This is a genomic window from Geotalea uraniireducens, assembly GCF_027943965.1.
GTDB lineage: Bacteria > Desulfobacterota > Desulfuromonadia > Geobacterales > Geobacteraceae > Geobacter > Geobacter uraniireducens.
Window position 1 is genome coordinate 798,644 of sequence record NZ_AP027151.1, and the last position, 11,295, is coordinate 809,938.

10 protein-coding genes are annotated in these 11,295 nt (G+C 65.0%); 8 read left to right on the top strand and 2 right to left on the bottom strand.

The window, feature by feature from the left end:
* Positions 1-3 precede the first annotated feature (3 nt).
* Together QMN23_RS03795 and QMN23_RS03800 are read left to right on the top strand one after the other, a co-directional pair.
* Complete coding sequence (locus QMN23_RS03795) at positions 4-720, top strand: hypothetical protein (RefSeq protein ID WP_282001885.1); 717 nt, start codon at positions 4-6, stop codon at positions 718-720.
* A complete protein-coding gene (locus tag QMN23_RS03800; RefSeq protein WP_282001887.1) occupies positions 717-1,385 on the top strand; it encodes an HAD family hydrolase in 669 nt (222 codons plus the stop codon). The genes QMN23_RS03795 and QMN23_RS03800 overlap by 4 nt, the downstream gene beginning before the upstream one ends.
* On the opposite strand, the gene QMN23_RS03805 is transcribed toward QMN23_RS03800, so the two are convergent.
* Positions 1,340-1,534, bottom strand: a complete 195-nt coding sequence (locus tag QMN23_RS03805) for a DUF6485 family protein (protein WP_282001889.1) — start codon at positions 1,532-1,534, stop codon at positions 1,340-1,342. The two genes, QMN23_RS03800 and QMN23_RS03805, sit on opposite strands and share 46 nt — an antisense overlap.
* 126 nt (positions 1,535-1,660) lie before the next feature.
* On the opposite strand from QMN23_RS03805, the gene QMN23_RS03810 reads away from it, so the two are divergent.
* The 4 genes from QMN23_RS03810 (at position 1,661) to QMN23_RS03825 (ending at position 6,683) form a co-directional block, all read left to right on the top strand.
* Positions 1,661-2,599: a PfkB family carbohydrate kinase gene (locus QMN23_RS03810; protein ID WP_282001890.1), complete on the top strand. Its 939-nt coding sequence runs from the start codon at positions 1,661-1,663 to the stop codon at positions 2,597-2,599.
* A 21-nt stretch (positions 2,600-2,620) separates the two neighbouring features.
* The gene (locus QMN23_RS03815) at positions 2,621-3,319 is read left to right on the top strand and encodes an aspartate/glutamate racemase family protein (RefSeq protein ID WP_282001892.1); all 699 of its coding nucleotides are present in this window, start codon (positions 2,621-2,623) and stop codon (positions 3,317-3,319) included.
* Positions 3,320-3,542: 223 nt separating this feature from the next.
* Positions 3,543-6,170 carry a PAS domain S-box protein gene (locus QMN23_RS03820; RefSeq protein ID WP_282001894.1) on the top strand — a complete coding sequence of 876 codons (2,628 nt, stop codon included), beginning with the start codon at positions 3,543-3,545 and terminating at the stop codon, positions 6,168-6,170.
* A 183-nt stretch (positions 6,171-6,353) separates the two neighbouring features.
* Positions 6,354-6,683, top strand: a complete 330-nt coding sequence (locus tag QMN23_RS03825; RefSeq protein WP_282001897.1) for a hypothetical protein — start codon at positions 6,354-6,356, stop codon at positions 6,681-6,683.
* A gap of 57 nt (positions 6,684-6,740) precedes the next feature.
* Here the strand turns inward: QMN23_RS03825 and QMN23_RS03830 are convergent, their stop codons facing one another.
* Positions 6,741-7,373, bottom strand: coding sequence for a CAP domain-containing protein (locus QMN23_RS03830; RefSeq protein ID WP_282001899.1), 633 nt, complete (start codon positions 7,371-7,373; stop codon positions 6,741-6,743).
* Between the two features lie 154 nt (positions 7,374-7,527).
* On the opposite strand from QMN23_RS03830, the gene QMN23_RS03835 reads away from it, so the two are divergent.
* Positions 7,528-9,345, top strand: coding sequence for a sensor histidine kinase (locus tag QMN23_RS03835; RefSeq protein ID WP_282001901.1), 1,818 nt, complete (start codon positions 7,528-7,530; stop codon positions 9,343-9,345).
* A 3-nt stretch (positions 9,346-9,348) separates the two neighbouring features.
* Positions 9,349-11,043 (top strand): sigma-54 dependent transcriptional regulator, encoded by a 1,695-nt coding sequence (locus QMN23_RS03840; protein WP_282001903.1) that lies wholly within the window; start codon positions 9,349-9,351, stop codon positions 11,041-11,043.
* The last annotated feature ends 252 nt before the right edge of the window (positions 11,044-11,295 follow it).

The window sequence follows — 11,295 nt, forward strand, 5'->3', positions numbered from 1 at the left end:
TCGATGACCTTACGATACCGACTGGTGGCGGTGGCAGTGGCTGGGCTCTTGGCCGGCGTTCCGCTGTCCGCCCGGGCCTGGCACGACGAGACCCACCTGGCAGTGGCCAAGGCCGCCGGCTATGCCGGCTGGTACAACGCCGCCGGTCCCGATCTCGCCAAGGTGAAGGCCGGCGCGGTCGAGCAGCGCAACCATTTCTGCAACAACAGCGGGGGGGGACCGGTGACCCCGGAACTGGTGCTGGCGCAGGCGGCCCGTTACAACTCCCCCCGCGATGCCGAGGGGCACCTTTACGGGGCGATCGTCGCCGCCCTCCGCGCCTACGAGCGGGCACGCCGCGAAGGGTGGTACGCCGAGTACCACCTGGCCTACGCCGCCCACTATCTGGGCGATCTCTCCATGCCGCTCCACAATCTTCCCTATGACGACTTCAACCGGAGTCACCACGATCGGAACGACGGGATCGTCGACCACGGGGTGCTGGCGGATCTGGCGCCGCTGCGCCGGCAGATGCGGCCGGTTTCCCTCGGCGATGCCACCTTCGAGCGGGACCTGGCGCGGGAGATCGCCCGGATCGCCAATGGCGCCCAGAAGCTCGGCGAGCGGCTCCGCCGGGAGCAGCGGGACCTGACCGTTGCCGAAGCGTACGGCCAGCTCGGGGAGAGCGCGGCCCTCCTCCGGGCGGTACTGGACCATTATGGCCGGGGAGAGGGCCGATGACCGCTGCCATGGCCGCGATCCTGACCCGTTCGCACTGGGTCTTCGATCTGGACGGGACCCTGACGGTGGCAGTTCATGATTTTGCCGCCATCCGGGCATGTCTTGGCATTCCTGCCGGGAGCGACATTCTTGCCTATCTCGCCGGTCTGCCGGCGCGGGAAGGGCGGCTGTTGCATGCCCGGCTCGATGCCATCGAGGACGAACTGGCCGGCCGGGCCGAGGCGGCGCCCGGGGCGGTGCGATTGGTGGAGAGCCTGGCCCGCCGCCATGTCCGGCTGGGAATCGTGACCCGCAACACCCGGCGGGTTGCCCGGCGGGTGTTGGCGAGCATCGGCGTGGCGCGGCACTTCCCCGCCGACTGTGTCATCGGCCGGCACGATGCCGCGCCGAAGCCCGATCCGGACGGGATTCTCCGCCTGGCGGCCCGCTGGCATGCCCCGGGAGCGGCGCTGGTGATGGTGGGGGATTATCTCTTCGACCTGCAGACCGGCCGGGCCGCCGGCGCCGCAACGATCCTCGTCGACCGGAGCGGCCATTTCCGCTGGCCGGAACTGACCGATCTCGGGGTGACCTCCCTGGAGGAGCTGGCGGACCGGCTGGACGCCGTTGCCCCTGTCGATCAGAGCTCCCGGTCGCGGGCGAACATCTGCAGCGAGCGGTCGTAAGTCCGCTCCCCCTCGCGAGAGAAAAAGCAGCCGGGAATCTCGCCCCGGCTGTTGTGATAGCTGACGCATTTGCAGCAGTTGCCCCGCTTGTCGCAGGCTTTGGCGGTACAGCTGCAGTGTTCCTGGGAACGGGTCGCGAGGCACTCCATGACAACAACCTCCCTGTGCGGTAGTGACCGGTCGGTAACCGCGGCGAAGCGGCCCGGGGCCGGGGGTGATACTACATGGTTCGACCGGGCGAGGCAAACGGGAAATGCGCTGCCGGAGGGTCACCGATGACTGACGGGTGGGGCGGCGGCGTGCCGGTAGTGACCGGCATCGGCCAGTGCTGCTGGGATACTCTGGCGGTAGTCGACGCTTATCCGGCGGCGGACAGCAAGGTGGAGGCCGCTGCCTGGGAGGAACAGGGGGGCGGCCCGGCGGCGACGGCGCTGGTAACGCTGGCCCGCTTCGGCATCGCCTGCCGCTTCGCCGGGGTGGTCGGCGACGATGAAGCGGGGACGTTGATCCGCCGCGGCCTGCGGGCGGAGGGGGTGGACGTCGCGGCGCTCGCGACCCGCGCCGGCAGCGTCTCCCAGCGGGCGCTGATCGTCGTCGAACGGGGGAGCGGCCGGCGGACCATCGTCTGGCAGCGGCCGACCGGCCGGCCCTTGAGCGCGGCGGAGGTGACCCCGGAACTCTTGGCCGGCAGCCGCTTGCTCCATCTGGACGGGCTGATGGCCGAGGCTTCGCTCCAGGCCGCCCGACTGGCCCGTTGCGCCGGCATTCCGGTGATGGTCGATGCCGGTCGGCTGCGGCCGGGGATGGTCGAACTGGCCGGCTGCTGCGATTACCTGGTGGCGGCGGAGCAGTTTTTCCGCGACCTCGGCTGGGACGGCGACGAGGCCCGGTTCCGCCGCCTGGCGGCGGGGCTCGGCGCGCCGGTGGTGACGGTAACGCTCGGCCCCCGGGGGAGCTTGACCTGGCGCGCCGACGATTTTTTCCCGACGCCCGCCTTTCCGGTCGCGGTCGTTGACAGCACCGGCGCGGGAGATGTCTTCCACGGCGCCTATCTTTACGGGGTGCTCCGGGGGTGGCCGCTCCGGCGGACGGTTACCTTTGCCGCGGCCGCCGCGGCGCTGAAGTGTCGCTTCCTCGGTGCCCAACGGGGGATTCCGCCGCTGGCCGGGGTGGAGGAGCTGCTGCGCGAGCGGGGTATTGCAACGGCCGGGTGAGTCACCGGCGACGGAGGAACCATGAAAACGATCGGCATCATCGGCGGGCTCGGTCCGGAGTCGACGGTCGACTACTACCGGAGCATCATCGCCGCCTGCAGAACGTCGGCCGACGATCTCTCGGCCCCCGAGATGGTCATTTACAGCGTCAATCTGCCGGAGGTGCTGGCGCTCGTTGCCGCGCGGGACTGGGAACGGCTGACTGGTCTGTTGGCGGACCGGCTTGCCGCCCTGCAGCGGGCCGGCGCCGACTTCGCCGTCATCTCGGCCAATACTCCCCACGTGGTGTTCGAGGCGCTGGCGGCGCGTTCGCCGCTGCCGCTGCTCAGTATTGTCGAGGAGACCTGCCGCGCGGCGCGGGCAGAAGGGCTGACCAGGGTCGGCCTGCTCGGGACCCGCTTTACCATGCAGGAGAACTTCTTCCGCGGTCCGTTCAACGCCGCCGGGATAGCGGTGGTGGTGCCCGATCCGGCCGAGCAGGAGTATATCCACACCAAGCTGATGACGGAAATCGAGCTCGGCATCGTCCGTGACGAGACCCGTTGCGGGCTGTTGGCGATCATCGACCGGCTGCAGCGCGAAGAGCGGGTCGACGGGATCGTCCTCGGCTGTACCGAGTTGCCGCTGATCCTCGACGACGGTGTGGACGCCGGGCTGCCGTTTCTCAATACGACGGCGGTCCATGTGGCAGGCATCGTCCGTTACTGCCGGGAAGCCTGAGCGGTTGGCCGCGGGGACGCCGGATCGGCCGGGGAAATACCTTGACCGGCCTTGGCGATCTGGACTAGAGTTGACACAGGGAGTGCACCGCGCGGCCCTTGGTGGACCGCAGCAGGCGAGGGGAGATGGACGGGCCTGACCGCATCGACGTTGCGCATTGTTCCGGACGGCTTGGCCCGCCGTGGTGGCGGTGTCGCCGCTGTGCCGGCAGGGGAATGAAGCAATGAACTTCGCCAGCCTGAAGACGAAGATGGCGGTGGCGATTTCGCTGCTGTTCCTGGTTTTCGGTGCGGTGCTGGGCTGGCTGGTCTTTTCCTCTACCCGCCAGCATTTCAAAGAGGGGCTCTCCTCCCAGCAGTTCACCCTTGTCACCTCGCTGGCCCGCGAGTTGGACAACAAGTTCGCCCTCTCCCAGAATGCCCTCCTTGCTGCCATTCCCCGGGTGCCGGCTGCCGCGGCAACCGACGCCGAAGTGGCGCAGCGGTTTCTCGACAGCAAGACCTCGCTGCACCTGCTGTTCGATAACGGGCTGTTCATCTTTTCCCCCGCCGGCCGGCTGGTCGCCGAGAGCCCGTACCAAGTGGGTCGCCGGGGCCGCGACATCTCCTTCCGTGACTACTACAAAACCACCATCGCCACCGGCAAGCCCCAGATCAGCGAGCCGTACGTCTCCACCCACAATCCTGGCCATCCGGCGATTTTGCTGACCGTCCCGCTGTTCGACAAAGAGGGCAAACTCTCCTGCATCCTGGCCGGAAGCATCGACCTCTACTGCGACCGTTTCCTGGAGAGCATCACCCGGACCCGGATCGGTACCAGCGGCCACCTGGTACTGGTCAGCCGGGACCGGACCATCATCTACCACCCCCAGCGGAGCCGGATCATGACCCGGGTGCCGAGCGGGATCAACCGGTTGCTCGATCGGGCGATGAACGGCTTCGAAGGAAGCGGCGAAACCATCACCACCCAGGGAGTGCCGATGCTCGCTTCGTACAAGCGGCTGGCGAGCACCGGCTGGATCCTGGGGGCCGATTTCCCGCTTGCGGAAGCTTATGCCCCGCTGCGCAAGATCCAATGGTACTATGTCGGTACGACGGTCCTCGGCATTGTCGCGATGATGGTGGCGAGCTGGCTGATCATGCGGCAGCTGCTGGCTCCCCTGTTCCGTTTCATCCGGCACGTCGAAGGGGTGACGGCCAGTCCCGGCACCTATCAGCCGTTACCGGTCGCCGCGCCTGACGAGATCGGCCTGCTGGCCGTCGCCTTCAACCGGATGATGGCCGCCATCGGCGAGCAGCAGGCGGCGCTGCGGGAGTCGGAAGCGAAATTCGCCAAGGCTTTCCGGGCGGCGCCGACGATGATGATGATCAGTACCATTGACGATGGCATGGTCATCGATATCAACGAGGCGTTCGAGCGGAGTACCGGTTACCGGCGCGCCGAGGTCGTCGGCCGGCAGGCCCTGGAGCTGGGGGCCTGGGAGAGCCCCGAAGAACGGACGGCACTGATTGCCGAATTACGCGAAAAGGGGCGGGTCACCAACCGGGAAATCTGTCGCCGGAATGTGGCCGGCACTCCGTTCGTCGGCCTCGTTTCGGTCGAGATAATCGAAATCGGCGGTCGGGAGCACCTGTTCACCCTGATCAACGATATCACTGAGCGGAAGCAGATGGAGCTGGAGTTGTGGGAGGCGATGCACCGTGCCGAGGACGAGCGGGCGAAGACCGAGGCGATCATCGCCGCCATCGCCGACGGGATCAGCATCGTCGACCTTTCCTATCAGATTGTCTACCAGAATCAGGTCCACCGGGAACTGAAGGGCGCCGACCATCTCGGCAAGTACTGTTACCAGGCCTACCACGGGAAGAACGGGGTCTGTGCCGACTGTCCGGTCGCCTGCTGCTTCGCTGACGGGCAGGTCCACAAGGTGGAGAAGGCGTTCACCGTCGGTGGCAGGACGACCTTCGTCGAGATAACCGCTTCGCCGTTGCGCGACGGCAGCGGCGCCATCATTGCCGCGATCGAGATGGTGAGGGATATTACCGCCCGGCGGGTCACCGAAGACCGAATCCGGCGGCTTAACGAGGAGTTGGAGCACCGGGTCGGCGAGCGGACGGCCGAGTTGCAGCGGGCGCTACGGGAGATGGAAACCTTCTGCTATTCGGTTTCCCACGACCTGCGGACCCCGCTCCGGGGGATCAGCGGTTTTGCGGTGATTCTCCAGGAGGAGTATGGCGCCACCCTCGACCAGCCGGGCCGGGAATACCTGGGACGGATGGCCGCCGCCGCCGTGCGGATGGGGGAGCTGATCGACGACCTGCTGGCGCTGGCGCGGATCAGCCGGGGCGAGTTGCGCCACGAGCTGGTGGACCTCGGCGAACTGGCCCTGGAGGTGGTGGAGTCTTTCGAAGTGCTGCGACCGGATGGCGGCGCGCAGTTCATCATTGCCGAGGGGCTCGCGGCGGATGGGGACCCCGGCCTGCTGCGGGTGGTTCTGGACAATCTGCTGAGTAACGCCCTGAAGTTCAGCAGCCGGCAGCCCGGGGCGCGGATCGAGTTCGGCGCGGCCGGCGAAGCGCCGCAACAGGTCTTCTTCGTCCGCGACAACGGGGTCGGCTTCGATATGCAGTATGCCCACAAGCTTTTTGTCCCCTTCCAGCGGCTCCATGCGGCCGATGAATTTGAAGGCACCGGAATTGGCCTTGCCACCGTCCAGCGGGTGATCGAACGGCATGGCGGCCGGATCTGGGCCGAGAGCCAGCCGGGGGAGGGCGCAACCTTTTTCTTTACTCTCGGCTGGAGCGGCCCGGCGACTTCGGTCTCTCCCCCGCCGGCGGAGAACGGTCGGTAGCGGACCGTGGCAAAACGGGCGCGGGGGCATTCCGCGCCCCGCGGTTCTCTCGCCGTATTGCAACATCTGCCGGATCATGACAGCGGTTTCGACGGCGGCCGGTCATCCTTTGTCTGGCCGTTTATTTTTGTTCCACCGGGCTCGGCCCGGCCTGCATTGCCTCGGCCTTTACGGGAGTTTGCCATGGAGCGCGAGAAGGCGCGTGAGAATACCGAAACGGACCTCACCATTCACATCTTTTCGGTATCCGCCACGCTGGTCGGGGTCTGCCTGACTGTTATCGGCATCCTGAAGATCAGTTTCCGGATCGCCCGGGTGGCGACGTACAGTGACGATCTGCTGGCGCTCGATGCGCTGTTGTTCCTGGTGTCCTGCAGTCTGGCGTTCGCCGCTCTGCGGCTTAGGAAGCGAAGACGGCAACAGCTTTTGGAAACGATTGCCGAAAATGTCTTTTTTCTGGCGCTGGCGCTGATGGTGTTCGTCTGTGCCGTCATCGTCTACGAACTGCTCTAGCGCCCGTTTGCGGCGCAGTCATTCCGGTCGTTTCCGCTGCCGTGGCCGCCGGGCCGGCTATTGCCCGGCGGGTGAGGCTGTAAAGCCGCCGGCGAAATCGATGACGCAGCCGGTGCCGAAGACCGGATGGGGCGCACAGGCGACCCCCGCTTGCCGGTAGGCCGGATCGAAAATGTTCCGCCGGTGTCCCCGCCCTTTCACCCCGTCGTCGATGATCAGTTGCAGCACGATCTGCCGGGCATCGTCGGGGCCGTAACTGATGTTCTCGCCGATGCTCCTCTGCCAGCTCCCCTGCCGCTCGACCCTGTTCCGCAGCTCTTCATCGCCGGCCCCGTGGCCGGTCGCTCCCGTTTGCTCCTGTTGGCCTGCCAGTTCCGCCGCCACGGCAGCCAGCCCGTCGGACCAGGCGAGCGGCGGGATGGGCCGCTGGCGGAGTAGGGCGCCGATCGCTTCGTCGACCGCAGCCGCCCCTTCCCGGGTAACGATCCGCACCGAACCGCCGGGAGGGAGATACATCTTTCCCGACAGGTGGCGGCGGTAGTCACGCAGGAACGCCACATAGCGGCGGGGAGCGGTGCGGGCGAGGTTGAGTTCGGCGACGACGGCCCGGTCTAGGGGAGTGGCGGCGCGGGCCGGCAGCGCCGGCAACATCAGGCAGCAAAGCGTCAAGGCGATGATAAGACGGTGCATCGAACCTCCTGCGTGGATGGGTAAGGGTGGGGGCAGCGAGCCGGAGCAGATTTTGCATTAGTTCTCAGCTTGGCGCTCCTCAGGGCTTGACCGGCTCTCTGTCGGTCATGTGCCAGCATAGCACAGCAGGTTAGTTCCCGAAACCGGTGAAACGATGCGAACGATCAGCCTGAAAACCAAATTGGTCCTTATCGTCCTGGTGCTCTTTTTTGTCCTTGCTCCGGCCACCGCCTATTTTGCGATCGAATACAGCAAGTCCTGCTTTAACGATGCCATCCAGCGGCAGCAGATGATCATGGTCGAGCGAATTGCCGACGAGTTGGACCATCGGATCGAGGCGACGGTTGCCGCCCTCGCCAGCTCGGCAAAGGCCGTTACGCCGGAGATCGTTGCCGATCCCCGGCGTGCCGAACAGTTCCTGTATGACCGGATCGGCCTGGAAGCGATTTTCGACAGTGGGGTATTCATTTACACCACCGCCGGGCGCCTGCTGGCCGAAACGGCCCATCGGCCGAGCCGCGTCGGCTTCGACTTTTCCTTTCGCGAGCATGTCAGGAAGACGATCAGCACCGGCAAGCCGTTCATTTCCGCGCCCTACATCCCCAATCCGCAGCACGTGCATCCGGTGATCATGTTCACCATGCCGGTCTTTGCCGGTAACGGGCGGTTGATAGCGGTGCTGGCGGGCAGTATCGACCTGATGCAGCGCAACTTCCTTGGCGAGCTTGCCGATGCCAAGATCGGCAAGAAGGGCTATTTCTGCCTCTATACCCACGGCCGGACGATCTTGATGTATCCCGATCGCAACCTGATTTTTACCAAGGAGTCGGAACCACAGGTCGAACGCTATGTGATGGATGCCGATGCCGGTCGGGAGGTGGCCGGCGAGATTACCGGGCGACATGGCGCTGGCGCGCTGGCGGCGTTCAAACGGCTCGACACCGTTGACTGGATCCTGTCGGCGAATTATCCTCTGACGGAGGCGTACGAGCCGGCCCGACGGCTGGTCCGCCTCGCCTGGTGGATCGTCGGTTGCGGCGGCGTCATCGCCGCGGTGGTGATGTGGCTGGTGATGCAGCACCTCATTTCGCCGCTGCTCTCCATGACCGCCCAGATCAAACAGATCGGCTCGGGTGGCGCCGGCTCAATGACAGTCAAGGTCGACTCCAACGATGAAATCCGCGAAACTGCCGAAGCCTTCAATCTGTTGATGGAGGAACTCCGCTGCCGCGAACAACAAGCGATCACCCTGCAGAAGGAGGCCATGCAGGCCCAGCACCTCGTGGCGCTCGGCGAATTGGCCGCCGGCGTGGCCCACGAGATCAACAATCCGATCAACGGCATTATCAACTGCGCCCAGATTTTGGCGGACGATTGCCGGCGGGCGGGGGGGGAGCCGGAGGTTGCCCAGCGGATCATGCGCGAGGGGGAGCGGATCGCGGTGATCGTCAGGAATCTGCTGTCGTTTGCCAGGACTGATGGTGGGGAAAAGCTGCCGGTACGGCTGATCGACGTCTTGGCCGATACGCTGGCGCTCTTCACTGCCCAGTTGGCCCGGGAGGGAATCACCCTGACGGTGGCGGTGCCGGCCGGGTTGCCGGTGGTGAATGCTTACCCCCACCAGTTGCAGCAGGTGTTTCTCAATATCCTCAGTAACGCCCGCTATGCCCTGCTTCGCAAATGCCCGGCCCCGGCGGAAGGCAGACGCCTGGAGATCCGGGGCGAATATCGCGCCGGCGAGATGGTCCGGTTGCTGTTTGTCGACAATGGGACGGGAATCCCGGCTGGGGTGGTGGAGCAGGTGATGGTGCCGTTTTTTACCACCAAGCCGCCGGGCCAGGGGACGGGGCTCGGCCTCAGCATCAGTCACAGCATCGTTACCGAGCATGGGGGCCGGTTGCGGATTGAGAGCCGCGAAGGCGAATTTACCATAGTGACGGTCGAGTTGCCGGCCGCCCGGCAGGAGAGTTAGCCGATGGGACAGATCTTGATCGTTGACGATGAAGAGACGCTCCGCTTTACGTTCGAGCGCTTCCTGACCGAGGAGGGGCATGTGGTGGACAGTGCCGGGAGTTATCGGGAAGCGTTGGCCAGGGTTGCCGACACCGATTACGACGCAATCCTGGCCGATATTATCCTCGGGGGCGAAACCGGCATCGAACTGCTCCGGCAACTCCGGGAGCTACGCTGCCCGGCCCCGGTAGTGATGATCACCGGTTTCCCCAATGTCCAGACGGCAACCGAGGCCGTTCGGCTCGGCGCCTATGACTACCTGCCGAAACCGGTTAAGAAAGAGACCCTGCTCCGCGTTGTCAGGATGGCCCTGCAGCACAAGCAGCTCATCCAGGAACGCGAAACCTACCGGGCCAACCTGGAAGCGATTTTTCGCAGCGTTGACGACGCCATCGTCACCATCGATCTCGACGAGCGGATCGTGGCGTTCAATGATGCCGCCCGCCGTTTTTACGGGTTGAGCGATGCCGATATGGGGGTCCGCTTCGCCGCCCTGCCCGGCGGTCGGTTCGGCACCTGCAAGCCGGTGATGCTCGAAACGATCCGCAGCCGCCAGCCGGTACAGCGGTTCCGGGTCGAATGTGTTGCCGTCGATGGTTCCACCGCCGTGGTCAGCATCAAGACTTCGCCGCTGCTCGACAGCGCCGGCGTCTTTTCCGGGGCCGTCATGGTGGTCAGGGACGAAACCCGGCTCGATAACCTGGAGCAGAATCTGCGCGCCCGCACCACCTTCCACGATCTGATCGGCAAGAGCAAGCGTATGCAGGAGGTCTATGCCCTGATCGAGTCGCTGGCCGATGTGCCGACCACTGTTCTGGTTACGGGGGAGAGCGGTACCGGCAAGGAACTGGTCGCCTCCGCCCTCCACTACACCGGAGGGCGCGGCAATTCGCCCTTTGTTCGGGTCAATTGCGCCGCCCTTGCCGAAACCCTGCTGGAGAGCGAGCTGTTCGGCCATGTCCGCGGCGCCTTTACCGGTGCCGTCAAGGACAAGATCGGCAGGTTCCAGCGCGCCCATGGCGGCACCATCCTGCTCGACGAGATCGGCGATATTTCCCCGGCCTTGCAGGTCCGGCTGCTGCGGGTGCTCCAGGAAAAGGAGATTGAGCGGGTGGGGGACACGACGCCGCTCAAGGTTGACGTCCGGGTCATTGCCGCCACCAACCGGGACCTGGCGGAACAGGTTCGGCGCGGCCGTTTCCGGGAAGATCTCTATTACCGGCTCAAGGTTGCCCGAATCAATCTCCCCCCCCTTCGGGATCGGCGGGAGGATATCCCGCTCCTGGTCGACCATTTCCTCGACAAGTTCCGCACCAAGTTCAGGAACCGGGTCGACGCCGTCTCTATCGATGTGTTGAAGATGCTGATGCAGTACGAGTGGCCGGGCAACGTGCGGGAACTGGAGCATCTTCTCGAACACGCCTTCATTCTTGCCGCGACGCCGATCATCACTATCGATCAGTTGCCGGTGGACTTCGTCGAGTCGCTGGCGGGACAAGGCGCTGCCGAAGGCGACCGGGGATGTACTCCGCAGACCATCCGGCATGCCCTGGAGAAGGCCGGCGGCAATAAGGCCAAGGCGGCCCGCCTGTTGGGGGTCAGCCGGATAACGCTCTATCGCAAGCTGCATGAGTTCGGTCTCCTGACCGGATTGTAAAACCGGCTGGTACAGTTTTAGAGACCATTCTGTAACATGTAACAGGACTGTAAAGATACACATGTGTATAATGATACACTTTCCTTACTATCCCGCCGATCGGCGGGCCTTCCTGCCTTTTTCCCGCTGTTTTCCCGGCCATCGTTTCTCCCTGTACGAAATTCAGTAGCTTAGCCCGCATCTTCTCCTTGCCGCCTCCCGGCAATCCCTGATTCGTCCCTCCTCACGGCGCGGAAATCCACCGTTCCGATT

Coding starts and splice junctions, on each gene's coding strand:
- QMN23_RS03825 (WP_282001897.1), top strand. CDS start 6,354: ATGGAGCGCGAGAAGGCGCGTGAGAATACCGAAACGGACCTCACCATT.
- QMN23_RS03840 (WP_282001903.1), top strand. CDS start 9,349: ATGGGACAGATCTTGATCGTTGACGATGAAGAGACGCTCCGCTTTACG.
- QMN23_RS03815 (WP_282001892.1), top strand. CDS start 2,621: ATGAAAACGATCGGCATCATCGGCGGGCTCGGTCCGGAGTCGACGGTC.
- QMN23_RS03820 (WP_282001894.1), top strand. CDS start 3,543: ATGAACTTCGCCAGCCTGAAGACGAAGATGGCGGTGGCGATTTCGCTG.
- QMN23_RS03830 (WP_282001899.1), bottom strand. CDS start 7,373: ATGCACCGTCTTATCATCGCCTTGACGCTTTGCTGCCTGATGTTGCCG.
- QMN23_RS03835 (WP_282001901.1), top strand. CDS start 7,528: ATGCGAACGATCAGCCTGAAAACCAAATTGGTCCTTATCGTCCTGGTG.
- QMN23_RS03810 (WP_282001890.1), top strand. CDS start 1,661: ATGACTGACGGGTGGGGCGGCGGCGTGCCGGTAGTGACCGGCATCGGC.
- QMN23_RS03795 (WP_282001885.1), top strand. CDS start 4: ATGACCTTACGATACCGACTGGTGGCGGTGGCAGTGGCTGGGCTCTTG.
- QMN23_RS03800 (WP_282001887.1), top strand. CDS start 717: ATGACCGCTGCCATGGCCGCGATCCTGACCCGTTCGCACTGGGTCTTC.
- QMN23_RS03805 (WP_282001889.1), bottom strand. CDS start 1,534: ATGGAGTGCCTCGCGACCCGTTCCCAGGAACACTGCAGCTGTACCGCC.